The sequence below is a fragment of the Pseudohoeflea suaedae genome, assembly GCF_004354915.1.
GTDB classification, from domain to species: Bacteria; Pseudomonadota; Alphaproteobacteria; order Rhizobiales; family Rhizobiaceae; genus Pseudohoeflea; species Pseudohoeflea suaedae.
In genome coordinates, this window is the sequence record NZ_SMSI01000001.1 from 1,282,468 (window position 1) to 1,307,703 (window position 25,236).

Sequence of the window (25,236 nt, forward strand, 5' to 3'; positions counted from 1 at the left end):
CGGGATTAGCCTTGCGTCATATTAGCGCGAAGGCCATCCGGAGCCGTAAATGATTTCGACCTATCTGAGCTACAATCTCGTTGCCCGCGACATCAAGGCGGCGATGAACCTGACGGCTCAGCAGGCGCAGGTCAGCCGAGAGGCGGCATATTTCAAGGAAAATATCGGCAACATCACTTCAGCCGAGGAGTTCGTCGAGGACTACAGGCTCTACTCCTATGCGATGAAGGCGCACGGTCTCGAAGAGATGACCTACGCCAAGGCCTTCATGCTGAAAGTGCTCGAAAGCGACCTTTCCGACACCAACAGCTACGCCAACAAGCTCACCGACAAGCGCTACCGCGAATTCGCCGCCGCCTTCCAGTTCTCCTCCAATGCCGGCTCGGTGATGACGGAGAGCCAGATGGATCAGGCGATAGGGCTGTATGAGGGGCATTTTGCGAGCCTGGATGACCAGATCGCCGAGAACACCGCCTATTACAAGGCGATGCTCACCAGTGTCGGCTCGGTCGACGGGTTTCTCGCCAATGCCCGTCTCTACGACTACATGCTCGATACCTACGGCTTCGATGGCGATACCGTCGACAAGTCCTATCTGCGTGCGCTCCTGACGAGCGACGCATCCGATCCGGCAAGCTTCTACAACACCGAGATCGTGGCCAAGCGCGATGCGGCCCTGGCCACGATCGACGGCAACAATCCGATCCTGACGGCGATTGCCGCGCGCCAGACCGTCATCGGGGAGCGCGATTACATCGTCCAGCTTCAGACTGCCATTTCGGACGCGCAAACCCGGATAGCCGATGCGCAGGCTGCCATGAGCGAGCCCGGCGCCGATACGGCGGCGCTGCAGAACGAGATAGACGGGCAGACCGCCACGATGCATCTGCGCTACGCCGATTTCGTGGAAATGAGCCTCTACGCGATGCAGGAAGACAAGGCCGCCATGATCGCGGCCGGTGAGGGCGACAGCCCCGCGGCCCTGGCGCTTGATGAGAAGATCACGGCCTGGACCGCGGATTTCGATGCGCGCTGGGCCATCGTGACGTCGATCCAGAAAATCGCGAACCTGACCGAAGCGATAAATGAGCCGGGCGCCGACGTGGCGGCCTTGCAGGCCGAGATCGACGGGGAACGCGCGGCGATCGAGACCAGCCGGGACACTCTTGTCGTCACGGCGGCCGACGTCGTTGACGCGATTGCCGCGAAGGACGCCGAAATCGCCTCCTATGACGGCACCCTGCCGCCGCCGGGTGAGGAGACTGCGGCGCTGCAGGCCGAACTCTATGCCGCCGCGAGCAAGGCCTCGAGCTATATCGGCGCGACCGACAAGTTCGTGACCCTCTTTGAAGCCTACAGTTTCAACCCGGACGGAACGGTGCCCGCCGAGGGGTTCCAGACCGAACAGCAACTGGCGAAGACCACCGAGCGCTACATCTTTTCCCAGGAGCGCACGACCAAGACCGGCGCCCTACTCAACGACCAGTATTTCCGTGACAAGATCAACACCTTCACGACGGTCGACGAATTGATGGCCGATGCGCGGATCGTCGAGATACTCAAGGACGCCTTCAATCTTTCGACCTCGCTGTCGGTCGTCTCCTCCACGCTGGCGAACGCGATGACGACCCCTTCGACGGATGCCGATCTCGAAGACCCGAACAACTATCTCGTCCGCTTCCATTCCGGCCGCGACTATTATGACGACCTCGTCGCGCTGTCCCGTGCCTTCAACTTCAAGGAGGACGGCACGCTTGACGAGGGCGTGCCGCCCATCGATGCCTCCAAGCTCGACATGGTGTCCAGCCGCTATTTCAGTGGTTACGACGACCAGTACGAGGAAGACGACGCACTTGCGATCAAGCGTTTGAAACTCGACCTGACCGCGCTTTCCAGCTCGGGCTCGACCATCGACGATCTCTTCCAGAGCACGGGCGCTTACAATTTCGTGTTGAAGGCGGTCGGTCTCGATGGCGAGGCCGTTCCACAGCGGATCATGCGCAAGGTGCTCACCAGCGACCTGCAGGACCCCAAGAGCTTCGTCTACAGCCTGAAGGATGATCGCTACGTTCAGTTCGCGAAACTCTTCAATTTCGATGCCGAGGGAAATTTCGCGGCTCCGCGCGTCGCCCAGGACCAGGCGACCATTCAGGAACTGGCCAAGGATTACATCGTCCAGAAGAGCCGCTTCCTCGAGGGTGACGAGGCGGCACGCGTGAAGAAGGAGGCAGAGGAAGAGGCAAGCTACTACGCAGACGCCGTTGCAGGCTTGTCGAATGTCGGCGAACTTCTCGCCAATCGCCGCATCCTGGATTTTGCAATCACCGCCAAGGGCATGAACCCGAGCAATTTTTCGGACGACATGTTGAAACGGGCATTCGGCTCCGACCTCAACGATCCCCGAAGCTTTGCCAATGAATATGGCGATTACCGGCTGGCCGAGCTGGTCGCCTCGTTCAACTTCGATGCGGAAGGCAATATCACGCGCGATGGCACCGCTGGTGTGTCGACGCGCAGCACCGTCGAAACGATGAACATGTTCCTGCGCCAGACTATCGAGGAAGAGCAGGGCGTGGAGAACGAAGGCGTGCGGCTCGCGCTCTATTTCGAGCGCATGGCGCCGACTATCACCTCGGCATACGACATTCTGTCGGATACCGCCCTCTACGCCTTCTTCAAGACGACATTCTCGATGCCGAGCGAAATCTCCGGCATGGATGTCGACAGGCAGGCAGCACTCGTCGAGAAATATCTCAACCTCGAGGACCTGGCGGATCCGGAAGCACTCGGCAAGCTGGTTCAGCGCTTTACCGCGATGTACGATCTGGAGACCAACGATTCGGCATCGATCGCCAGCGCATTGTTCGGCAACACGACGGGCGGCGTCAGCTCCGAGACCTTGCTGACGCTGGCGCAGCTCAAGCTGCGCTAGGGCGCAACACTCATACCTTGACGACCTTGTCCAGGTTCATGATGCCGGCCGGGTCGAACGCCATCTTGATCCGCCGCATCAGCTCGATCTCGATCGGCTGACGGATGGCGGCGAGTTCGTCGCGCTTCAGCTGGCCGATCCCGTGTTCGGCGGAAATCGAGCCCCCCATCTCCAGCACGATGCCGTGAACGATCTCGTTCATCTCGCGCCAGCGGGCAATGTATTGAGCCTTGTCCGCGCCCACCGGCTGGGAGAGGTTGTAGTGGATGTTGCCGTCGCCCAGATGCCCGAAGGACACCACGCGGATGCCGGGAATGCGCTCCCTGACGGCCTTGTCGGCCTTTTCCAGGAATTCCGGGACCTTGGCGACGGGCACCGAGACGTCGTGCTTGATCGATCCGCCCTCGGGTTTCTGCGAGGCCGAGATCGACTCGCGCAGGAGCCAGAGGGACTGGCGCTGCGCTTCGGTTTCCGAGGCCACCGCATCGCGGATCAGCCCATTCTCGTTTGCGGCCTCGAACAGGCTTTCCATCAGCCCCCGCGCCGCTTCCTCCGACTGGCCGGAGGAAATCTCGAACAGCACGTACCAGGGATGGGCGTCGTCGAACGGATCGCGGGCACCCTCGATGTGCCTGAGCACGAATTCGAGCGAAATGCGCGGCATGATCTCGAAACCGGTCAGCGCCGGTCCGCAGGTATTCTCCGCCAGCCGGAACAGCTTCAGCGCCGCATCCGGGTCGACGACCCCCGCGAGGACGGTCTGGATGCTCTTGGGCCTTGGCGAGAGCTTCATCACCGCTGCGGTAATCACGCCGAGCGTCCCCTCCGCGCCGATGAACAGGTCGCGCAGGTCGTAGCCCGTATTGTCTTTCTTCAGCCGCCGCAGGCCGTTCCAGATTTCGCCGGTCGGCAGCACCACCTCGAGCCCGAGGCAGAGCTGGCGCGTATTGCCATAGGCCAGCACCGCCGTGCCGCCGGCATTGGTGGAGAGATTGCCGCCGATCTGGCAGGTGCCTTCGGAGGCAAGCGAGAGCGGAAACATCAGTCCCGCCTCGTTCGCTGCCTCTTGCAGCCTTTGCAGGATGACGCCGGATTCCACGGTGATCGTGCCCCCGGCAGGATCGACGTCGCGGATGCGGTTCATGCGCGCCATGGAAAGAACGATCGCGCCGTCATGCGGGATCTGGCCACCCACATGGCCGGTATTGCCACCCTGGGGCACGATGACCGTGCCGGTCTCGGTGGCGAGCTTCATGATTGCCGAGACTTCCTCGGCACTGCCGGGCTTGAGAACCAGCGGGCTGTCGCCATGGAACAGTCCGCGCGTTTCCTCGAGATGCGGGGCGATATCGGCCGGATCGGTCAATACATTGCGTTCGCCGACGATTGCGATGAAGCGGGCGAGGAGGGCAGTGTTTGCGGTCTTTGACATGGCTCGTCTTGTAGTCCCGGATGGGCCGGGTGTCGAGCGCCGGGGCCTATCCGCGGGGGGCCGCAGCGCGCCTGAGCCTGTCGACGATGGCTTCACCCAGATCGCGTTCCGGCACGTGTCCGACGCGGATGATTTTGGCGCCGCTTGCGTCCGCCTTCTTGAGGTAGCCGAAGAGATTGGCCGCGGCCTCGGCGAAATCGCCCGACGGACTGAGGTCGAGGATGATCCGTGCCTCACCGTCTCCGTCAAGCGCGGTGCCTCCGAAGCGGATCACCGCATCGCCCGGCTCGGCGTGGCGGGCGTCGAGCGCGACGCCGGCTTCCGGCGCGTAGTGGGAGGTCAGCATGCCTGGCGCTTCGATCCTGCCGTCGCCGGCCGGTCGTATCACCTCGCGGCCCGCCGCATTCTCGATGTCGCTAGTGGCGATGCCACCCGGGCGCAGCAGCGTGAGGACGTCGTCCTCGACCTTGAGGATGGTCGATTCCACCCCGATGGGGGTGGCGCCCGCATCGAGGATGAGATTGATCCTGTCGCCCAGATCGTCCGCCACATGACCGGCAGTGGTGGCGCTTATCCTGCCGGAAAGGTTGGCGCTGGGCGCTGCGAGCGGCTTGCCGAAGGCGCCGATCAGCCGCCCGGCAAAGCCTTGCGGCGCGCGCACCGCGAGCGTGTCGAGGCCCGAGGTCGCCAGGTCATGGACAGTTCGATAGCGGGCCAGAGGCAGCACCAGCGTCAAAGCGCCCGGCCAGAACCTCTCCGCCAGCCGGCGTGCCAGCGGCGAGAACGTCACCTGGCGTTCGGCCATTGCGATATCGGACACGTGAGCGATCAGCGGATTGAAGCGCGGCCGGCCCTTTGCCTCGTAGATCCGGGTGATTGCGGCGGGGTCCGTTGCGTCGCCCGCAAGCCCGTACACGGTCTCGGTCGGCAGCCCGATCGGGCGGCCTGCGGACAACTCGGTCAGGGCGCGCCCGAAGGCAGCAGCCTCGTGATCGGCAATTGTGAGGATCTCCGCGCTCATGGGCGCTCCGGCTGAATTCAAGACGCCGCCGCACTAGCCCATTGCCGCCCACGGCGCAATGCGGCGCCTGTGTGTTTCGTCGCAATTAATCTTGACGTAAACGTCAAAATTTTCTGGCAAAGACCGAGCGCAGACGTTACCAATGGAGCCGAAAAGCACCAGATAAAGGACCATATCGCGGTCCGATCGCATACCAAGGGAGGAAGACGCATGTATCGCGCCCCGGTCGACGAAATCGCCCATGTGCTCAAACATGTCGCGGGTCTTGGCAAGGCTATCGAGGACGGGCGCTTCGGCGATCTGTCCGAAGACCTTGTCGACGCCATCCTCGCCGAGGCCGGGCGTTTCGCCTCCGAGGAAATCGCCCCCATCAATGAAATCGGCGACCGCGAGGGCGCGACCCTCAAGGATGCCGAAGTCACCACCGCCACGGGCTGGAAGAAACTCTATCGCGACTGGATCGGCGGTGGATGGAACGCGCTGACGGGACCGGAGGAATTCGGTGGGCAGGGGCTGCCGACGCTTCTCTCCGTGGCTGCCTTCGAAATGTGGAACTCGGGCTCGCTCGCCTTCGCCATAGGTCCGACGCTGACCATCGGCGCGGTGGAGGCGCTGGAGAAGCACGCCTCCGAAGAACTGCAGCAGACCTATCTCGAAAAGCTCGTCTCCGGCGAATGGACGGGCACGATGAACCTGACCGAGCCGCAGGCCGGCTCCGATCTCGCGGCGCTGAAATCCCGCGCCGAACGCCGGGACGACGGCACCTACCGCATTTTCGGCCAGAAGATCTTCATCACCTATGGCGAGCATGATCTGACCGACAACATCGTTCATCTGGTGCTTGCGCGCCTGCCGGATGCGCCGGCGGGGACCCGCGGCATTTCGCTGTTCCTCGTGCCCAAATTCATGGTCGATGACGACGGGTCGCTGGGGGCGCGCAACGATGTGTTCTGCGCCAGCCTCGAGCACAAGCTCGGCATTCACGGCTCTCCCACCTGCGTGATGATCTATGGTGACGGCAAATTCGGCGACGAGCCGGGTGCGATCGGCTATCTGGTCGGCGAGGAAAACAAGGGCCTCGCCTGCATGTTCACGATGATGAACAATGCACGTCTTCATGTCGGCATGCAGGGCGTGGCCGTGGCGGAGGCCGCCTATCAGAAGGCGCTCGCCTATGCCAGGGAGCGCACCCAGGGCAAGGCAGCCGGCCATGAGGGGGCGGGCATGAGCCCGATCATCGAACACCCGGATGTGCGCCGCATGCTGCTCACCATGAAGTCGCTGACGGCCGCAAGCCGTGCCATTTCCTACTGCTGTGCCCATGCCATCGACCTGGCGCGTGTTTCCGAAGGTGACGAGAAGACCAGATGGGCCGAGCGCGCCGGCATCTGGACGCCGATCGCCAAGGCTTTCTCCACGGATGCCGGCATGGATGTCGCCTCGCTCGGGGTTCAGGTTCACGGCGGGATGGGTTTTATCGAGGAAACGGGGGCCGCCCGCTTCTTCCGCGATGCCCGCATCGCGCCGATCTACGAGGGCACCAACGGCATTCAGGCGATCGACCTTGTCACACGCAAGCTGCCTCTGTCCGACGGCGCAGCGGTCGCGGGACTGATCGCCGAACTCCGTGAAGATGCAGAAAGCGTCCGTGCGTCCAATTCTGCCGAACTCGATGGTGTGGCCGATGCACTGACAGCTGCGCTCGACGATCTGGAGGCCGCGACCGAATGGCTCGGAAACGCGCTCAAGGATGGCCGCAAGGACGCGGCGCTGGCGGGGGCGACGCCCTATCTCCGGCTCTTCGGCCTGGCAGCCGGCGGCGCGCTGATGGCCCGTGGCGCGGTGCGTGGCGGCAATGACGGCGGAGGGACGTCGCGCGCGGCCCTTGCCCGCTTCGCAGCCCTCAACCTGCTGCCCGAAACCGCCGCTCTCAGGCGCGTGGTGACCGGCGGCGGCGACAGGCTCGCCGAGGCTGCGTCTACCGCGCTCGACTGATCACGGACAGGGAGGAGGAGTTTCCATGACCGACCATATTCTCATCGAGCGCCGCGACGGCCTCAACATCATTAGGCTCAACCGTCCGGACAAGAAGAACGCGCTCACCCAGGAGATGTACGGCGCCATGAACGCGGCGCTGGAGGAGGGCGAGGCGAGCGAGGAGATCCGCGTCCACGTCATGCTCGGCGTCGAAGGCATATTCACCTCCGGCAACGACATCTCGGATTTCATGAAGATGGCGAGCGGAGGCGATCTTTCGGGCAGCGAGGTCCAGCGCTTCCTGCACAACATGGCGGGACTGAAGAAGCCGTTCGTCACCGGCGCCGACGGCATCGCGGTCGGGATCGGCACGACGATCCACTTCCATGCCGACCTGACCTTCGCCACGCCGCGCACCGTCTTCCACACGCCGTTCACGGATCTGGCCCTCGTGCCCGAGGCAGGCTCGAGCCTTCTCGTGCCCTTGCTCGCGGGCCATCAGCGCGCCTATGCCATGCTGGCCGCCGGCCTGCCGTTTCCGGCTCGGGAGGCCAAGGAGGCCGGGCTCATCTACAAGGTGGTCGAGGAAGGCGCGCTCGACAGCGAGACGTTGGCAGCTGCCATGGCTTTGGCGAAGAAGCCGCCCCAGGCCATGGCTATCGCCAAGGAACTCCTGCGCCGCACCGAACGCGAGGCGATCTCCGCCCGCATCGATGACGAGGTGCGCCTCTTTGCCGAACGCCTGCAGTCAGCCGAGGCCATGGCCGCGTTCCAGGCTTTCATGGCGCGCAGGAAGTAGCCGGCGTAAATATCATTATAATATAATGTCTTACGGGTCTCGGGAAAGATGCTGTTGGAAAGTCGGATACAGTTCCCGCCCAGATGAATATCATTTGATTTTGTGCCTCCAAGTTGCAAAGGTGCGCACGGACTAACAGACATCTCTTGGGAGGGGGAATGTCCGAAAGCAACGAGGGAGGCGTCGGAATCGAGGAGTTCCTGCGCAGCCAGGACTTCATGCCGTTTTCGAACTGGCTGGTCGAGCGGCCGCGGGCAGGCTGGAACCTCAAGCGTGGCGAGCCGGTTTGCCCCCACCGCGAGCAGGCGCGCATAAGCGCCGACAATGCCGCGCTTCTGACCGCCCCCGATTGCGGGGCGGGATGGCATGCCCGGGTCGATGCCTTCGAATGGGCCCTGGCCGGTGTGCCGGACGAGCATCGCGAACAAGTGCGGGCGCGCTTCATGATCCGCTTCGACGCTCGCAGCTTCAGGGATGGCCGCACGGATCTCTCCGGCTTCCGCTTTCCATGTTCCACAAGCTTCGAGGATAGCGACTTCGGCGATGGCGAGGTCTGTTTCGCCGGCGCGAGCTTCGCCGGGCGCATGATCTCGTTCGCCGGCGCGCGCTTCGGCTCCGGGGATATCTCCTTTGCCGGTGCCAGGTTCGGCAGCGGGCCGGATCCGGTACGTGTCAGCTTCGATCGCGTCGGCTTCGGCGCGGATCTGGTCAATTTCGGCGGCGCGTCGTTTGCCGATGGCGAAATCAGTTTCGGCCTGACGCGCTTCGAACCCGGCGATGTCTGGTTCGACGGCGCGACCTTCGGCGATGGTCCGGTCTCCTTTGCCGGCGCCACCTTCGCGGACGGCACCATCTCCTTCGACGACACGCTTTTCGGGACGGGAACCAAGGACTTCCGAAAGGCCCGGTTCGAGGCGTGCGAGACGACATTCGACGGCGCCGATTTCGGCCAGGGCGACGTCAGTTTCGATCAGGTGGATTTCGGCGATGGCCTCGTCTCCTTCGATCGCTCCGTCTTCGGCGCCGGCACGCTCTCCTTCCAGGACTGCCGCGCCGGGGAGTGCCATTCCACCTTCCGCCCCGCAGCCCTGAACGGCACCACCCTCAACTGCGCCAAAGTCTCCCTCGAAGGAGAGCTGAAGGTCTCCAACGGGTAGGGCTTCTCATCCAGAGAGCATTTGGATATTCCACGCGCAGTTGCAGCGCGAACGGAACGAGCGGGCGGGGAAATGGCAGACGAAGACGGCGCAGTCGAGTGGGTCAAGCCCGAATGGTGGCACAAGGATTTCGAGGCGTTTGAGGATTGGTTGATTGATGGGCCGGCGGGGAAGTGGCCAACTCCTTGGAGTGAAACGCAAAGTCTCAGTCTCGCTCAGGTTAAAATCGTCAACAGAAACGCAAAGAGACTTGCTGACAAAAATAACTGGAACGCAATTGCTAAGGCTTTTGCGGCAAAAATCGCTTCGCTGGAGGACGCTGATAGAGACGCGGTACGTGGGGCATTCCAAATTCATTTTGATCAGTTCGATTTCAAAGCAGCAAATACGAACTTCGCAAATTTTCTCTTCCCCTGCTCGGTGACGTTTGCAGGAGCTAAGTTTGGTTCCGAAACAGTAAGCTTCGACCGCGCTGTATTTCTCAAAGGTGATGTTGGGTTTAGCGATGTCGATTTCGGCAAAGGTGACGTTTGGTTCATGCAAGCCGATTTTGGGGATGGCGATGTGTCATTTGGGGGAGCAAAGTTTTCTGGTGACGTGATTTTCAGCGAGGCAGATTTTGGTGATGGGTACGTATGGTTCTCCGACGCGGAATTTGGGCGTGGGGCCGTGGCTTTTGCTGATGCGAGATTTGGCAGAGGGCAGGTGTTTTTTCTGCCAAGAAAGGTGGGTGGCACTGAGATATATTGGCCTCGCGCTTCATTCGCCGGAAGCATCGAATTTCGCGGTGAATTTAGCCGCTCAGTCGATTTAAGTAGCTGTACCGTCGCCGGGAACGCCAGCTTCGCCGGCTCAACCTTCGCTGAAATTCCCGATTTCACGGACGCCAAGTTCGATCGTCCGCCTGACGTCGCAGGGATGAAGGTTCCCCGACCAAAACTAAGTTGGCTCGGAATGGCCACGGAGCCCAAGGACGTTCTCAAGCTCCGTAAACTAAAATCCATGGCGCTCTCCGTCCATGACCACGAAAAGGACGGTGATTTCTTCGCGGCTGAAATGCTGGCCAAGCGCGGTACGGAAACGAAAAGCTTATGGGCGCTAGCGTCCAACGCGCTCTATTGGTGGCTGTCAGATTTCGGCCAGAGTTTCGGGCGCCCGGTTTGCTGGTGGATTGGGAGTTGGGCTGTCTTCAGCGGTCTGAATGCATGGTTGCTAACATTCATGCGCGATGTGGAACTCGAGGATTGGAAATTTTCCGCCTTCCTCTCCCTCAAGAATTCCATCCCGCTCCTCGGCTCACTCTTCCGCTTCGCGCCTGCGCCCGAAAAGCACGTGAGCTGGTTTCAGCAATACTACGATGGGCTCGAGCAACACACCGCCACCGTCGATTGGCTGATCGGCCTCGGCGTCGTACAGAATATCTTCGGCGGGGTTTTGCTGTTTCTCTTCCTGCTCGCGCTGCGGAACCGGTTCAGGTTGAAGTAGGGCCAGCGAGGCGCCGTCCTTGGCCGAGGCGTGTTTTTGCTTGCCTGTCCTGCTCTTTCGGTCGTCATGCCCGGACTTGATCCGGGCATCCATACCCTAAGAGGTGCGGCACGCTGGTTCTCGCGTGAGCCTCATGGAGTTGGTCCTTTGACATCGTCGGACATGATCATCTACCGCGGTTCGGCATCACGGAATGGATGCCCGGATCAAGTCCGGGCATGAAGAAGGAGGAGGGGGGCTGCCGTTCACCCCCTTTGTCACGCTCGGTGAGCTGGGCCAGCGGTCTCGGCCGGCCTTCGGACCCTACGGCAAGGGGGGGCCGCGCTCGCTCGGGGCAGGAAATCGCCTCACTTCTCCAGAAGCGCCACGGCTTCGACGTGCGGGGTCCAGAGGAACTGGTCGATGGGGGTGACCGATTTGAGCTTGTAGCCGCCGTCGATCAGGATGCGCAGGTCGCGGGCGAGTGTCGCCGGATTGCAGGAGACGGCGGCGATGCGCGGGATCGTGGACTTGGCGATCTCGCGGCATTGGAACTCGGCGCCCGCGCGGGGCGGGTCGAAGACGAGGCCCTGATAGTTTTTCAGTTCGAACGCCATCAGCGGGCGGCGGGCGAGATCGCGGATCTCCATGGTCACCGGCTTGAGGCCCTGCATCCTGCGCATGGCGCGGTCGAGCGCGTTCATCGCCGGCGCGAAACCTTCCACCGCATGGGTGATGTGGCTCTCCGCCAGCCGTACCGAAAACGTGCCGCATCCCGCATAGAGATCGACCACGCGCTTGGCCTTCTTCATGTGTTTCATGACGAGCGCCGCCATGGCTTCCTCGGCATCGGCGCTGGCTTGCGTGAAGGCGCCGGGCGGCGGGGTCACGGTCACGCGCCCGAAATCGAGCTGCGGCGGCTGTTTCTCGATCAGCGTTTCGCCGTTGAAGGAAATGCGCGCCACGCTGGCGGCCTTGCGCGCGGCGGCCACCAGCCGCAGCCGGTCGTTCTCCTTGAGCTGGAACGGCGCCTCGAAGGCGATGTCGAAACCCGACTGCGTGTCGAGCACTCCCATCTGCATGGGCTTGGGAGCGACGGCGGCCTGCGCCGCCAGTGCCTTGAAGAGCGGCAGTGCCGAAACGATGCGCGGCGTGGCGATGGCGCAGGTCTCGATGTTCACGATCTCATGCGTGCCGGCGCGGTTGAAGCCGAGAACGGCGCCGTCGCCCGCCCGCCTGGCGGCGAAGACCACGCGGCGGCGGTCGCCGGGTTTGGCGGGCACGAGGGGTGCGACGTCGATCTCGATGCCGCGTGACTTCAGGGCCGCGACCACCAGACCGCGCTTCCATTCGGCATAGAGGTCCATACCGACATGCTGGACCGAGCAGCCGCCGCAACCGGCGTTGTCGCCGTCCGGGCCGAAATGCGGGCAGGGCGGCAACGCGCGGGTCTCGCCCGGCGCAAGCAGCGAGATCAGCGTTCCGCGCGTGGCTTCCACTGCCGCGGTGATGCGGTCGCCAGGGGCGGTGAAGGGCACGAAGACGGGCTGGCCGTCATGGTTCGCAACGCCGTCGCCCTGGCCGCCCAGTTCGTTGATCGTCAGTTCGGTCGCACTCATGCCTTCACTCCGCCGAGCAGAAATTCCTGATTGCCGTCGCCGCCCTCGATGGGAGAGGGCACGAGGCCTGTCATATGCCAGCCGGGCTGGTTGCCGAGCCAGACGGAAAGATCGTCGGCGATGCCGGGGCCGCGTGCCGCATCCTTGAGAAGCCCGCCCTTGCCGATCGCTTCGCGGCCCGCCTCGAATTGCGGCTTGACCAGGAGAACCGCGAAGGCCCCGGGTCGGGCGAGGTCCAGCGCCGGCGGCAGGGCGAGCTTGAGCGAGATGAAGCTGACATCGGAGACGACGGCCTCAATGACCCGCTCGCCAATATCGGCGGCCGCGAGATCCCGGGCATTCAGCCCCTCGCGATTGCTTACGCGCGTATCCGACGCAATGCGCGCATCCATCTGGTCATGGCCGACATCGATGGCCGTGACATGCCGCGCTCCGCGATCGAGCAGCACCTGCGTGAAACCTCCGGTCGATGCGCCGACATCGAGGCAGTCGCGCTCCGCCGGATCGAAACCGAAAGCGTCGAGCCCGGCGATCAGCTTCAGCGCCGCGCGCGACACATAGGCTTTCGCCGGATCGGAGATCGTGATGGCTGCGTCGTGAGCAACAGGCGCGCCGGGCTTGCTGACGACGCGTCCGTCGACGCTCACCGCCCCGCGGGCGATCGCGTCACGGGCGCGCGATCGCGTGTCGTAATGCCCGTGCTCGACCAGATGCTGGTCGAGCCGCAGGCGGGGTTTGGGGGCGGTCGTCGTCATCATGCCCCCTCATGGCGGTTTCGGGGAGAACCCGCAAGGGGCGAGAGGGGCCGGCCGGCGCCGGTCAGGCGTTCGGGCTGGTCTCGAAAGCCGTCAGCGCGGGGCTCATCTCGTCCCAGGCGAATGCGCTGCGGGCATAGGTGATCACCGTCGGCACGAAGACCGAGGGATCGTCGAGGCTCGCCGCATGGACCGTGAAGATGCCCGGCATCCTCTCGAAGGTCAGATAGACCGGGGTTCCGCAGGCGGGGCAGAAGGCGTGATGCTTGTCGAAGCCGCTATCGGCGCGGACGGTCCATGTCCGCGCCTCGCCGGTCACCTTTACGGCGTCCCTGTCGGGAAAGGTGAGGTAGGAGCCGTGGCCGGTGCCGCTGCGCCTGGCGCAGTCGGTGCACTGGCAGTGGTTGGAAAAGACCGATTCTGCTCCGGTTTCGTAGCGAAGGGCGCCACAGGCGCAGCCGCCGGAATAGTGCGTGCTCATGGATTTTCTCCCGCGCCTGTCACGCGGCTTTGGGCTTGGCAAAGATGTCGAGCGCCCGGCCGGTTTCGAGATAGGACTTCATGCTGGACAGAACGATCGGCCAGCCCTTGCTGACGCCCATATGCATGCCGGAACCGGCGACCAGATCGTCATGGGTCACGGTCAGCCGCACCATGTCGTCATAATCCTCGATTTCGAAGCTGACCTTGGAATAGGCCTGCGGATCGTCCTTCTGCGAATTGTTCGCCCAGGAGACCACGAGACGATGGGGCGGGGCGATCTCGACGACCTTTCCGACCAGATTGACGGTGTGCTCGTCATTATCCCGCACATGGGCCCAGTCGGAGCCGACCTGCCAGTCGGACACGTTCTCATGGCCCCAATATTGCCTGGAAATTTCGGGCCGCGTGATGGCGGCGAAGACCTTCTCGGCGGTCGAGGCGATATAGGTGACGTAGACGAGTGTCGTTCTTTCACTGCTCATGCTCATTCTCCCTCGAGCTCGGTTTTGAGTTGGTGCAGCAGGCTCAGCCGCTGAACCTCGAACTTCCTCACCCAGCGCTCGTAGACTTCGTGCAGCGGCACGGGGTTGATGAAGTGCAGTTTCTCGCGGCCGCGCTTGGTGGTGCTCACCAGATTGGCCGCCTCCAGTATGCCGAGATGCTGCGTGGCCGACTGCCGCGCCATGGCGAGGTGCTCGCACAATTCGTTGAGCGTCTGGCCGTTCCGCTCGCACAGCAGATCGAGCAGCTTGCGCCGTGTGGGATCACCCAGGGCCTTGAAGACCCGGTCGGTATTGGTCGTGTCCTTCATCTCGGCGGGAAGAATATGCAGGTAAATGCCTGCATGTAAAGCGGCAAATATGAATCAGTTTCTCAAGCATCGGAATCAAATGCTCCGCTGCCTGGTCTAAACCTTTGAAAATTAATGGATCTGAGAGGCTTCGCTCAGCCGGAAATCGGGCTGCCGGCCGGGGGCGTGAAGTTCAGCCAGACCCACGGCACGGTCGTGGTCGCCGGGATTTCAGGATCGAATTGCCCCCCGGCATTGAGGCCGAGCGGTCCGCGCATCGGCCCGAGTTTCGTCTGCACGCGCGCAATGGCCGCTTCCTCGATCATGCGGTCATAGGCGGGCCGCTCCTGCGCCGACACCCCCAGCGTCGATGACGAAACAAAGAGCGCCGCGGCACACACTGCAGCTGTATTCCCCCGTGCCATTATTCAGTTCCCCAACTTCTACAAACCGGCCCAAGCCGTGAGGAAACTTAGAGGAAAAGCCTTTCGGAAGGCTCAGGAAGCATGGTCAAGGAAATGCCAAGCGACATGGTTGCTCGGCAGTTATCATGGGCGAAATTTCGCGGCCGATGTTAACGAATTGATGAAGGAATGTGGCGGCTCAGGCGTGCTTGGCTGCCTCTGCGGAGACGCCGAGCGTGGTGAAGACGGCCTTGACGATACCCGCCCGGTCAAGCCCGGCCCTGGCATACATCACCTCGGGTTTGGCCTGGTCCATGAAGATGTCGGGCATCGCCATCGGACGGACCTTCAGGCCGCCGTCGAGCAGACCCTCATGGGCGAGGAAGTTGAGCACGTGGCTGCCGAAGCCGCCCACCGAGCCTTCCTCGATGGTGATCAGGACCTCGTGGTTCGTCGCCAGCTGCCGGATCAGGTCGGTGTCGAGCGGCTTGGCGAAACGCGCATCCGCAACCGTGGTGGAAAGGCCTGCGGCGTCAAGATCCTCGGCTGCCAGAAGACAGTCGGCCAGACGCGTGCCGAAGGAGAGAAGGGCGACCTTGGAGCCTTCCTTCATCACCCGGCCCTTGCCGATCTCCAGCAGTTGGCCGCGCTGCGGCATCTCCACGCCGACGCCTTCGCCGCGCGGATAGCGGAAGGAGATCGGGCCGCTATCATGGGCCGCGGCGGTGCGGACCATATGTTTGAGCTCCGCCTCGTCGGCGGCCGCCATCACCACGAAGTTGGGCAGGCAGGCGAGATAGGCGACATCGAAGGAGCCGGCATGGGTCGAGCCGTCGGCGCCGACGAAACCGGCGCGGTCGATCGGAAAGCGGACCGGCAGGTTCTGGATCGCCACATCGTGGACGACCTGGTCGTAGCCGCGCTGCAGGAACGTGGAATAGATGGTCGCGAAGGGCTTGAGGCCCTCGGTCGCCATGCCTGCCGCAAACGTCACGGCGTGCTGCTCGGCAATGCCGACATCATAGACGCGGCTCGGGTACACGTCGCCGAACTTGTCGAGCCCGGTGCCCGACGGCATGGCGGCGGTTACCGCCACGATCTTGTCGTCGTGATTGGCTTCCTCGATCAGAGCCTCTGCGAAGACATTGGTGTAGCTCGGCGCGTTGGGCTTGGCCTTGGCCTGCGCGCCGGTGACGACGTCGAATTTGGACACGCCGTGATACTTGTCGGCGGCCTTCTCGGCAGGCGCGTAGCCCTTGCCCTTCTGCGTCATCACATGAATGAGCACCGGCCCGTCGCCATTGTCGCGCACATTGCGCAGGACCGGCAGCAGGTGCTCGAAATTGTGACCGTCGATCGGCCCGATATGGTAGAAGCCGAGTTCCTCGAACATGGTGCCGCCGGTCACGTAGCCGCGGGCGTGCTCGACGGCGCGGGTGATGGCGCGGTCGACATGCTTGCCGAGATAGGCGGTCAGTTTCTTGCCGGTCTCGCGGATGCCCATATAGGTGCGCCCCGAGGCCATGCGGGCGAGATAGCCGCTCATCGCGCCGGTCGGCTGGGCGATCGACATGTCGTTGTCGTTGAGAATGACGATCAGCCGCGCATCGAGCGCGCCGGCATTGTTGAGTGCCTCGAACGCCATTCCGGCCGACATCGCACCGTCGCCGATCACCGAAATGACGTTGCGGCGGATATTCTGCGCCTCGCTCGCCACCGCCATGCCGAGGCCGGCGGAGATCGAGGTCGAAGAGTGGGCCGCGCCGAAGGGATCGTATTCGCTTTCGGACCGCTTGGTGAAACCGGACAGCCCGTCTTCCTGGCGCAAGGTGCGGATACGGTCGCGGCGGCCGGTGAGGATCTTGTGCGGATAGCACTGGTGGCCGACATCGAAGATCAGCCGGTCGTGCGGGGTATCGAAAACCTTGTGAATGGCGATCGTGAGCTCGACCACGCCGAGGCCCGCGCCCAGGTGCCCGCCCGTGCGCGAAACGGCGTCGATCATCTCGGCGCGCAGTTCGGCGGCGAGCTGCGGCATCTGTTCGTCATCGATGGCTTTCAAATCGGACGGAACATGAACCGTATCGAGAAGCGGCGTATGGGGATAATTGCTCACGCGATGGCACCTTTCATGTCGTTCCGGGTATCGCGGAACGGGCATCCTGTAAAGGATGTGTCCCCTGAAAGGTGGGTCTAACTCGGCCTGCGGCAAGAGGCCCGACGGTCCCGCTCGCAGGCTCCGCCTTCGAGGCGGCGAGATGGACACGACTTTCCGCTCCCGATGCGGTATACGGTCCTTGTATCGAGGGAGAAGCGGTTGGTACGCCTGTTCGGATCGGATTACAGCGTCTATGTCCGCATCGCGCGGCTCTGCCTTGCCGAAAAGAACGTGTCCTACACCCTCGTGCCGGTGGACGTTTTCGCAAGTGAGGGTGTCCCGAGGGACTATCTGCAACGCCACCCCTTCGCGCGTATCCCCGCTTTCGAACATGGCAGCTTCCGCCTTTACGAAACCGGTGCGATCGCGCGCTATGTCGACGAGGCATTCGAGGGGCCGGACCTCCAGCCGCATGATCCCGCGGCGCGGGCTCGTTGCAACCAGCTGATCAGCATTGCCGACGGTTACGCCTATCGCCACATGGTCTGGGGTGTGTATGTCGAGCGGGTCTCCAAACCCGAAGACGGAGCGGAGACCGACGAGGCAAAGCTGGCCGCGTCGATCGCGCAATCGCAGATCGTTCTCACGGCGCTGTGCGACGTCATGGAGGAGGGGCCATGGATGCTGGGTGACCAGCTCACCCTTGCCGACATCTACTGGGCGCCGATGGTGGATTGTTTCCGGCAGGCGCCCGAGGGAGCGAAGCTGATGGCCGCGTTTCCGAAGCTTCAGTCATGGTGGCAGCGCATGGCCGCCCGTCCATCTGTCATCGGCACCCGGCCGACGTGACGCTCCCGCCGGCGGCGGCGCGATTTTTGGGTCTGAGCGGCGCTGCAACATGCCAACGCCGCTCAAATCATCCGTCGTCGGCTTATTTGTAGCCGTCCGCCTTGTACTTGGCGTGCCACTTCTTGAAGTTTGCCACTCCGCCGGGCCCGAGCTTCTTTTTCGGACCCGATTTGAACATCGAAATCTTTTCGGAAATGAAGCAGCCGGCATTTTCGCACGTCAGTGCATAGGTCTTACCGTCCTTCTTCAGCGTTGCCTTGCCGGCCATTGCGGGTGACACGAGCGCAAATGTCAGCGCGACGCCAATAATCAGTTTTTTCACGAAGTCCCTCCAGCATGTCTGTAAGGATTTCATCATTGTCTTGATGTGCAGGTCAGTCAATGATTCCAATGGACCTGCGAAGAATAAAATCTATATTCTATAATTATAATTTAGTTATTCTGGCAGCGGAACGAAGTCTTCCTCGTCGCCTGGCACGATATCGAAGCGTCCGGTCTTCCATTCTTCTTTTGCCTGCTCGATGCGTTCCTTCGAGGAGGAAACGAAGTTCCACCAGGTATGACGCTTCGAGCCCATGGAATCTCCGCCGAATATCATCACGCGGACGCCCTGAGGTCCTGCCTTGAGCGAGATCGCGTCCTCGGGACGGAAAATGAGCAGCTGCTCCGGGCCGAAGACATCGCCGGCGATCTCCACGGCGCCTTCGAGGATATAGAGCGCGCGCTCCTCCCACTGCGGATCGAAGGGAAAACTGGCGCCCGCTGAAAGATGCAGGTCGGCATAGATCGTTTCGGACAGCATCGGCACCGGCGATTTCAGTCCGCCGAAGCGGCCGATCACCAGATTGAGGTCGATGCCGTCGCCGGAATAACGCGGGAGTTCCTTGTCGCCGGTGTGCGAGAACGAGGGGGCGTCCTCTTCATGGGCTTCGGGCAGCGCCACCCAGGTCTGCAGGCCGGAGAGCTCCAGCGGATGCGTGCGGTCCTCTTCCGGCGAGCGCTCGGAATGGACGATGCCGCGCCCCGCCGTCATCAGGTTCACGTCGCCGGGGCGAATGACCATCTCGCTGCCGAGTGAATCGCGATGGCGGATCTGCCCGTCGAACAGATAGGTCACCGTGGACAGCCCGATATGCGGGTGAGGGGCGACATCCAGCCCGCTGCCGCTCTCGATGATCGAGGGACCCATCCGGTCGAAGAAGATGAAGGGGCCGACCATCCGGCGCCTGGCCGTCGGCAAGGCACGTCTTACGGCGAAATTCCCGATCTCGCGCGATGACGGAATGATCAGGTGTTCGATCGCATCGCAGGAGAAGGCGTCCCCGAGCTTGGGATCATCTGCGTTGAAAATGCTCATGGGTGCCTCCGTTCAAACGCAGCGATCGCTGACATGTCCGCTCAATCCGGCCCACTCAATCGGGCCCGCTCAATCGGGCCCGCTCAATCGGGCCCGCTCAATCGGGCCCGCTCAATCGGGATCGAGGGGCTCGGTGCCGGTCGGCTTGCCTTCGCGATCCAGGCGGATCTTCTCGATACGTTTTTCTGCGGCGCCGAGAAGCTTTTCGCAATGGGCTTTCAGCGCTTCCCCGCGTTCGTAGATCTCGATCGACTTGTCGAGCGGCACGTCGCCGCGTTCGAGATGGTCGACGATCCGTTCGAGTTCGGCGACCGCGGTCTCGAAGCTCATGTTCGAGATGTCCGGAGCCGCATTTTCGCTGGCGGTGGCATTGGTGGCGTCGGACATTCCTATCCTCTCATCAGGCGCAGTACATGCGAACCCGCCGATTCGGCGAGCCCGAGCAGATCATATCCGCCTTCGAGAAGGCTGACGACCCGGTTGCCGTTATAGCGCGAGGCGATGTCCATGATCTTGCCGGTCGCCCAGTCGAAATCATCTGCGACCAGGTTGATCTCGGCGAGCGGATCGCGGTGGTGGGCATCGAAACCGGCGGAGATGATGATGAGATCCGGCCGCATGTTCTCGAGCGCCGGCAGGATGCGGCTCTTGAAGGCATCGCGAAAATGGTCCGAGCCATCATTGGCCGAAAGCGGCGCATTGAAAATGTTGCCCTGTCCGGTTTCGTTCGGAGCGCCTGTCCCCGGATAGAGCGGCATCTGGTGCGTGGAGCAGTAGACCACCGACCTGTCGTCGTAGAAGATGTCCTGCGTTCCGTTGCCGTGGTGGACGTCCCAGTCGACGATTGCGACGCGCTCGACGGCATATTTCCTCTGCGCGTGGCGGGCGGCGATGGCTGCCTGGTTGAACAGGCAGAACCCCATGGCCTTGTCGCGCTCGGCATGGTGCCCCGGCGGGCGCGTGGCGACGAAGGCGTTGTCGGTCACACCGTCCATGACGGCATCCACGGCCTCTATGGCTCCCCCGACCGAGATGAGGGCGGCTTCCAGCGAGCGCGGGCTTGCGGTCGTGTCCTCGTCGATCCGCGCAAGCCCTTCTTCCGGAATCGCCGCTTTCACCCGCTCGAGGTAGCTTTCCGGGTGGCACAGCAGAACGGTCTCTTCAGCGGCCGCGGGCGCTTGCTTGCGCACGAGCGGACTGAAGTTTTCGTGTTCGAACACCGCTTCGAGCGCGCGCATGCGGTCGGGCCGCTCCGGATGTCCGGGAGGCGTGAGGTGTTCGAGGCAAATCGGATTGGAATAGAGAAAGGTGGTCATGCCGGCTTGTAACAGAAAATTGCGACCGGCGAACAGCTTTTAGCGCGACGGCGCACGGAGGATTCTTGCGGCGGGAGAACGAAAGCGGCCGGACCGGGCTTGACATCCGCACTATCATGAAACAAATAAAGTTACATGAAACGCGACAGCCGCCTCTCGATCGTCCTTCACGGGCTCCTTCACATGCAGGCGCAAGGCAAGCCTATGACCTCAGCCGAGCTTGCCCTGTGCATGGACACCAATCCGGTCGTCGTCCGCCGCACGATGGCGGGCCTGCGCGAGAACGGGCTGGTGAGCTCGGAAAAGGGTCATGGCGGAGGCTGGACCATCGCCCGGCCGCTGGCCGGCATCAGTCTTCTCGACATCCATGAAAGCCTTGGAGAACCTGATGTCGTCGGGTTCTCCAACAAGGACGAAAGTCCCGGCTGCCTCATCGAAAGGGCGGTCAATCGCGAACTCGATGCGGCGATGGACGAGATGCGCGCCGTCTTCACTGCACGGATGCGGGCGATCACCCTGGCCGATATCTGGGACAGCGTTCGCGAGCCTTTCAACGCCCATCACAATTACAGGAAGGATCATCCGGATGATGCATGACGTGATCATCGTCGGCGGCAGCTTTGCAGGCCTGTCCGCCGCCCTGCAGCTTGCGCGGACGCGGCGCAAGGTACTGGTCGTGGATCTCGGGCTTCGGCGCAACCGCTTCGCCGCTCACTCCAACGGCTTTCTCGGTCAGGACGGCAAGGCTCCGGGCGCGATCATCGCCGGAGCACGCGCCCAGATCGCTGCTTATCCGAACGTCACCTTCATTGAGGGGGAGGCGGTGTCGGCCTCCGGTGTGAGCGACGATTTCAGGATCGAGCTGGCAGACGGATCGCTGCATCACGGCCGTCGCCTGATCCTCGCGACCGGCGTTGCCGACATCCTGCCGGATATTCCGGGCCTCTCCGACCGCTGGGGCGACAGCGTCTTCATGTGCCCCTATTGCGACGGCTACGAACTGAACCGGGCCGCGGTCGGCGTTTTGGCCACCGGCGAGCATTCCATGCATCAGGCGTTGCTGCTGACCGAATGGGGACAGACCACCTTCTTCCTCAACGGGGCCGTCGCACCGGATGCGGAGCAGGCCGCGGCCCTTGCCGCGCGCGGCGTGACGATCGAGGAGACGCGTGTCCGCGCCATCGGTGGCGAGCGCGCCGATGTCCATCTCGCCGATGGTCGGATCATTCCCGTCGCCGGCCTGTTCACCACGGGCCGCATGGTCATGGCGAGCCCGCTCGCCGAACAGCTCGGCTGCGCGTTCGAGGACGGCCCGCTGGGCTCATGGGTGAAGACCGACGACATGCGCACGACTTCGATCCCCGGCGTCTACGCAGCGGGCGACAATGTCCGTCTGACGGGCAATGTGGCCTTCGCCGTCAGCGACGGCGCCATGGCCGCCGCTGCGTCGCACCGCTCGCTGGTGTTCGAACCGGCAAAGGCCGCGTGAGGAGATCGATATGCGGTGCCGGGGCAGCTAAATCCATGAGGGCGGTCGCTGTACCGCTCTGCCGTCGAAAAGTTCGACCCTATCCGGGAATTGAGCTTTGTTGAGATGACCTGGGCGAATGTGAAGGTGGAAGGACGCGACGTCGATGAGGCTTTGCGTGGGATATTTGACGGGAACGAGCAAGCCCACCCTTTTGCCTGCTTCATCCTTGGAAATACGAATTGGCTCTACCAGATCGGAATCATTCGTTAAAACAACCGCGACATCAAAAGCATCAGTGAACGCGTCTCGTACAAGATGCGCACCGAGATTCACGTCGCTGCCCTTCTCCTCACTCTTGATGACGCGCACGACTTGGGGAGTCGGTAACGACCATTGATAGTCGTTCGGCCTGGCTTGCGGCGGATAAGCCAATGGCATCCATGGTTCTGACGTCATGAAGCTTCCTTCATGGACGACAACCTCGGGCACTGATTCCAGCGCGTTGAGATACATCGCCTGACGAGCCGGTGCTTGAGGGTCATAGGCGCGAGCAGAAATGCGCGCGGTATAGTAGTTTACGCGCAGGATCGTATGAGTTGGCTGGAGAACCGCCTTGGCCAACGCGAGTGGATTCAACCACTTCTTTGCAGGCCGGCTTTTCAGCATGCGATAATAGAGATTGAAGCCGTCGATATAGACTATGGTTCGCATCAAGCAAGTATAGCCTGAAAAGCAAAGGCCGCAGAAGAGTTTCCCCTTCGCGACCTTTGAGCCCGCAGCAAGCTGCGGGTGGGTGATTTGTAATAGATAGGCTTGCATCCCTTAATCGTCAATTGCCGCACCTCGTTCTTGCGGTCAAAACCTTGCGGATCCCCGTTCAGGATTGTGTTTGCTTCCAGCATACCCCTCCTTCCATGCAGGAGTGGTTGAGTAAGGCAGCTACTGCCACAAGCTGACATCTGCCCCGCTTGAACCGCGTTCCGCGCCGTGCACAGTGGCGGGATGACGCTTCATTTCGCCAATTCCACCGCACGCCGCATCTTTCTCGCCAAGCAGGGGCTATCCGGCCCGCCGGGCGCGGCGCTCTCCAATGACGGGCTGCTCGACCTGATCCGCCGCATCGGCTTCGTTCAGGTGGATTCGATCTCCACCGTCGAGCGCGCCCACAACATGATCCTGTTTTCGCGCAACCAGACCTTCCGGCCCGGCCAGCTGACCGAACTCATCGAAGAGGATCGCGCGCTTTTCGAGCACTGGACCCACGACGCCTCGATCATCCCGACGGATTTTTACCGCTACTGGAAGCATTTCTTCCTGCGCAAGGACGCGCGTATTCGTGAGCGCTGGACCAGGTGGCGCGGCGAAGACTACGATAGCGCTTTCGCCGAGACGCTCGCCCATATCACCGAGAACGGACCGGTAATGGCGCGCGAGATGAAGTCCGACGAGCACAAGTCGGGCGGCTGGTGGCAGTGGCACCCCAACAAGACGGCGCTCGAATATTTCTGGCAGACCGGAAAGCTCTCGATCCACTCGCGGCGCAATTTCCAGAAGGTCTATGATCTCAGCGAACGCGTGATCCCCGACCATCACCGCGAGGCGGAGGTCAGCCACGAGGCTTTTATCGACTGGGCCTGCCGCTCGGCGCTCGAACGGCTCGGCTTCGCCACGCATGGAGAGATCGCGGCCTTCTGGGCGATGGTCACGCCGGAGGAAGCCAAGACCTGGATCGCCGACAATCGCGACGAGCTGATCGATGTCGCCATCGAGACCGTGGACGGCAGGCAGCGGCCTTCCTATGCCTTGCCTGGCCTGTCGCCTGATCCGGACGATTGGCCGGAACCGCCGGGCCGGGTGAGGGTGCTCTCGCCGTTCGACCCGGTGCTGAGAGACCGCAACCGCGCCGAGCGTCTCTTCGGCTTTTCCTACCGGATCGAGATATTCGTGCCCGAACCCAGGCGGCAATACGGCTATTACGTCTTCCCGCTGATGGAGGGGGAGCGGATGATCGGCCGTATCGACATGAAGGCGGACCGCAAGGCCGGCACGCTCAATGTCCGCAAATTGTGGTGGGAGCCGAAGGTCAGGGCTTCGGCGGGCCGGATGGACAAGCTCGCCTCGGAACTCGCCCGCATCGCGGCCTTTGCCGGTGTCGGCGAGGTGGTTCTCGCCGACGACTGGCTGGACGCCTGACGGATCGGGTCAGAGGATCTCGGTGTCGTTGATCTTGATGCCGAAACCCTCGAGGCCGACGTAGTGCCGGGCGCGCGAGGTGTAGAGCTTGATCGAGGACACGCCGAGATCGCGCAGGATCTGGGCGCCGAGACCGATCTCGCGCCACTCGTCCTCGCGGGCCTGGGCTTCGGCATGTTCCTCGTTTTCGGTGCTCGTCGGGCGCGGCCCGCGATGGCCGACGCCGACGGATCCCTCGCGCAGATAGACCACGATGCCGCGACCCTCTGACTTCATCCGGGTCATGATCTCGTCGAGTATGCGGCGCTGGCCGAAAACATCGTCGACGACCGATTCCAGATGAAGGCGGACGGGAACATCCTCGCCGTCCCGCACATCGCCGAACACTACGGCGAGGTGATGCATGGGGTCCCAGGGCAGCGCGTAGGCATGGGCCTTCGCAGGGCCGGCAACGGTTGCGACCGAGAAGCTGTCGACCAGCTGGATCAGCGTTTCCTTGCGCTGGCGGTGGGCGATGAGATCTGCGACCGAAACCTGCTTGAGCCCGTGGGTGCGTGCAAATTCCGAAACCTGCTCGCCGCGCGTCACGGTGCCGTCGTCATTGACCAGTTCGCAGATCACGCCGATCGGCGGCAGGTTTGCGAGCTTGCAGAGATCAACGGCAGCCTCGGTATGGCCCGAACGCATCAGCACGCCGCCCTCGCGGGCAACGAGCGGGAAGATGTGGCCGGGGCGGACGAAATCGACCGCGCCCGCATTGGGGTTTGCGAGATTGCGTACCGTCAGCGTGCGGTCATCGGCGGAAATCCCTGTCGTGGTACCGTGCTTGTAATCGACCGAGATGGTGAAGGCGGTCGAATGCGGCGCGTCGTTTTCCGACACCATGGCCGTGAGATTGAGCCGCTTGGCTTCCTCGCGCGGCATGGGCGTGCAGACGATGCCGGAAGTGTGGCGCACGATGAACGCCATTTTCTCCGGTGTGCAATGGACGGCGGCGACGATCAGGTCGCCTTCGTTCTCGCGTCCGTCATCATCGGTGACGACGACGATTTCGCCGGCTTCGAAGGCCCGGATGGCCTCCACGACACGCTTCTGATCATAGGCCATTGGGGTATTCCT

24 protein-coding genes are annotated in these 25,236 nt (G+C 62.7%); 9 read left to right on the plus strand and 15 right to left on the minus strand.

Annotated elements, in window-relative coordinates; genetic code table 11:
- The first annotated feature begins 49 nt into the window (after positions 1 to 49).
- Positions 50 to 2,932: a DUF1217 domain-containing protein gene (locus E2A64_RS05995; RefSeq protein ID WP_133283482.1), complete on the plus strand. Its 2,883-nt coding sequence runs from the start codon at positions 50 to 52 to the stop codon at positions 2,930 to 2,932.
- Positions 2,933 to 2,942: 10 nt separating this feature from the next.
- On the opposite strand, the gene E2A64_RS06000 is transcribed toward E2A64_RS05995, so the two are convergent.
- Together E2A64_RS06000 and E2A64_RS06005 are read right to left on the minus strand one after the other, a co-directional pair.
- Positions 2,943 to 4,364: an FAD-binding oxidoreductase gene (locus E2A64_RS06000; protein WP_133283483.1), complete on the minus strand. Its 1,422-nt coding sequence runs from the start codon at positions 4,362 to 4,364 to the stop codon at positions 2,943 to 2,945.
- 46 nt (positions 4,365 to 4,410) lie between these two features.
- A complete protein-coding gene (locus tag E2A64_RS06005; protein ID WP_133283484.1) occupies positions 4,411 to 5,385 on the minus strand; it encodes an L-threonylcarbamoyladenylate synthase in 975 nt (324 codons plus the stop codon).
- 210 nt (positions 5,386 to 5,595) lie between these two features.
- Here E2A64_RS06005 and E2A64_RS06010 point away from each other — a divergent pair, with 210 nt between their 5' ends.
- From E2A64_RS06010 to E2A64_RS06025, 4 genes are all read left to right on the plus strand, one after another.
- Positions 5,596 to 7,380, plus strand: a complete 1,785-nt coding sequence (locus E2A64_RS06010) for an acyl-CoA dehydrogenase family protein (protein WP_133283485.1) — start codon at positions 5,596 to 5,598, stop codon at positions 7,378 to 7,380.
- 25 nt (positions 7,381 to 7,405) lie between these two features.
- Positions 7,406 to 8,161 carry a crotonase/enoyl-CoA hydratase family protein gene (locus tag E2A64_RS06015; protein ID WP_133283486.1) on the plus strand — a complete coding sequence of 252 codons (756 nt, stop codon included), beginning with the start codon at positions 7,406 to 7,408 and terminating at the stop codon, positions 8,159 to 8,161.
- Between the two features lie 158 nt (positions 8,162 to 8,319).
- Complete coding sequence (locus E2A64_RS06020) at positions 8,320 to 9,318, plus strand: hypothetical protein (protein WP_133283487.1); 999 nt, start codon at positions 8,320 to 8,322, stop codon at positions 9,316 to 9,318.
- A gap of 72 nt (positions 9,319 to 9,390) precedes the next feature.
- Entirely contained in the window at positions 9,391 to 10,803 is a 1,413-nt protein-coding gene (locus E2A64_RS06025) for a pentapeptide repeat-containing protein (RefSeq protein ID WP_133283488.1), read from the plus strand.
- A gap of 347 nt (positions 10,804 to 11,150) precedes the next feature.
- Here the strand turns inward: E2A64_RS06025 and E2A64_RS06030 are convergent, their stop codons facing one another.
- The 7 genes from E2A64_RS06030 to dxs all read right to left on the minus strand — a co-directional run bounded on the left by E2A64_RS06030 (position 11,151) and on the right by dxs (position 16,949).
- Complete coding sequence (locus E2A64_RS06030) at positions 11,151 to 12,401, minus strand: class I SAM-dependent RNA methyltransferase (protein WP_133283489.1); 1,251 nt, start codon at positions 12,399 to 12,401, stop codon at positions 11,151 to 11,153.
- Positions 12,398 to 13,159 carry a TlyA family RNA methyltransferase gene (locus E2A64_RS06035; protein WP_244598160.1) on the minus strand — a complete coding sequence of 254 codons (762 nt, stop codon included), beginning with the start codon at positions 13,157 to 13,159 and terminating at the stop codon, positions 12,398 to 12,400. The genes E2A64_RS06030 and E2A64_RS06035 overlap by 4 nt, the downstream gene beginning before the upstream one ends.
- Positions 13,160 to 13,220: 61 nt before the next feature.
- The gene (locus tag E2A64_RS06040) at positions 13,221 to 13,637 is read right to left on the minus strand and encodes a GFA family protein (protein ID WP_133283490.1); all 417 of its coding nucleotides are present in this window, start codon (positions 13,635 to 13,637) and stop codon (positions 13,221 to 13,223) included.
- A 19-nt stretch (positions 13,638 to 13,656) separates the two neighbouring features.
- The gene (locus E2A64_RS06045; protein WP_133283491.1) at positions 13,657 to 14,121 is read right to left on the minus strand and encodes an SRPBCC family protein; all 465 of its coding nucleotides are present in this window, start codon (positions 14,119 to 14,121) and stop codon (positions 13,657 to 13,659) included.
- A 2-nt stretch (positions 14,122 to 14,123) separates the two neighbouring features.
- Positions 14,124 to 14,450 (minus strand): ArsR/SmtB family transcription factor, encoded by a 327-nt coding sequence (locus tag E2A64_RS06050; protein ID WP_133283492.1) that lies wholly within the window; start codon positions 14,448 to 14,450, stop codon positions 14,124 to 14,126.
- Positions 14,451 to 14,584: 134 nt separating this feature from the next.
- Entirely contained in the window at positions 14,585 to 14,854 is a 270-nt protein-coding gene (locus tag E2A64_RS06055; protein WP_133283493.1) for a hypothetical protein, read from the minus strand.
- Between the two features lie 178 nt (positions 14,855 to 15,032).
- On the minus strand, positions 15,033 to 16,949 hold the full coding sequence (gene dxs, locus E2A64_RS06060) for a 1-deoxy-D-xylulose-5-phosphate synthase (RefSeq protein ID WP_174235747.1): 1,917 nt from the start codon (positions 16,947 to 16,949) through the stop codon (positions 15,033 to 15,035).
- Between the two features lie 201 nt (positions 16,950 to 17,150).
- Here dxs and E2A64_RS06065 point away from each other — a divergent pair, with 201 nt between their 5' ends.
- Positions 17,151 to 17,780, plus strand: coding sequence for a glutathione S-transferase family protein (locus E2A64_RS06065; RefSeq protein WP_428977450.1), 630 nt, complete (start codon positions 17,151 to 17,153; stop codon positions 17,778 to 17,780).
- An 82-nt stretch (positions 17,781 to 17,862) separates the two neighbouring features.
- On the opposite strand, the gene E2A64_RS06070 is transcribed toward E2A64_RS06065, so the two are convergent.
- The 4 genes from E2A64_RS06070 to E2A64_RS06085 all read right to left on the minus strand — a co-directional run bounded on the left by E2A64_RS06070 (position 17,863) and on the right by E2A64_RS06085 (position 20,453).
- The gene (locus tag E2A64_RS06070) at positions 17,863 to 18,102 is read right to left on the minus strand and encodes a hypothetical protein (RefSeq protein WP_133283496.1); all 240 of its coding nucleotides are present in this window, start codon (positions 18,100 to 18,102) and stop codon (positions 17,863 to 17,865) included.
- A 114-nt stretch (positions 18,103 to 18,216) separates the two neighbouring features.
- Positions 18,217 to 19,137 carry a pirin family protein gene (locus E2A64_RS06075; protein ID WP_133283497.1) on the minus strand — a complete coding sequence of 307 codons (921 nt, stop codon included), beginning with the start codon at positions 19,135 to 19,137 and terminating at the stop codon, positions 18,217 to 18,219.
- Positions 19,138 to 19,248: 111 nt separating this feature from the next.
- A complete protein-coding gene (locus tag E2A64_RS06080) occupies positions 19,249 to 19,524 on the minus strand; it encodes an exodeoxyribonuclease VII small subunit (RefSeq protein WP_133283498.1) in 276 nt (91 codons plus the stop codon).
- A gap of 2 nt (positions 19,525 to 19,526) precedes the next feature.
- Positions 19,527 to 20,453, minus strand: coding sequence for a histone deacetylase family protein (locus tag E2A64_RS06085; protein ID WP_133283499.1), 927 nt, complete (start codon positions 20,451 to 20,453; stop codon positions 19,527 to 19,529).
- Between the two features lie 135 nt (positions 20,454 to 20,588).
- On the opposite strand from E2A64_RS06085, the gene E2A64_RS06090 reads away from it, so the two are divergent.
- Complete coding sequence (locus tag E2A64_RS06090) at positions 20,589 to 21,050, plus strand: Rrf2 family transcriptional regulator (protein ID WP_133283500.1); 462 nt, start codon at positions 20,589 to 20,591, stop codon at positions 21,048 to 21,050.
- Entirely contained in the window at positions 21,040 to 21,942 is a 903-nt protein-coding gene (locus tag E2A64_RS06095) for an NAD(P)/FAD-dependent oxidoreductase (RefSeq protein WP_133283501.1), read from the plus strand. The genes E2A64_RS06090 and E2A64_RS06095 overlap by 11 nt, the downstream gene beginning before the upstream one ends.
- Before the next feature lie 27 nt (positions 21,943 to 21,969).
- Here the strand turns inward: E2A64_RS06095 and E2A64_RS06100 are convergent, their stop codons facing one another.
- Positions 21,970 to 22,743 carry an NYN domain-containing protein gene (locus tag E2A64_RS06100; protein WP_133283502.1) on the minus strand — a complete coding sequence of 258 codons (774 nt, stop codon included), beginning with the start codon at positions 22,741 to 22,743 and terminating at the stop codon, positions 21,970 to 21,972.
- A 183-nt stretch (positions 22,744 to 22,926) separates the two neighbouring features.
- On the opposite strand from E2A64_RS06100, the gene E2A64_RS06105 reads away from it, so the two are divergent.
- Positions 22,927 to 24,117: a winged helix-turn-helix domain-containing protein gene (locus E2A64_RS06105; protein WP_133283503.1), complete on the plus strand. Its 1,191-nt coding sequence runs from the start codon at positions 22,927 to 22,929 to the stop codon at positions 24,115 to 24,117.
- Positions 24,118 to 24,126: 9 nt separating this feature from the next.
- On the opposite strand, the gene ribB is transcribed toward E2A64_RS06105, so the two are convergent.
- Positions 24,127 to 25,224, minus strand: a complete 1,098-nt coding sequence (gene ribB, locus E2A64_RS06110; RefSeq protein ID WP_133283504.1) for a 3,4-dihydroxy-2-butanone-4-phosphate synthase — start codon at positions 25,222 to 25,224, stop codon at positions 24,127 to 24,129.
- Between the last annotated feature and the right edge of the window lie 12 nt (positions 25,225 to 25,236).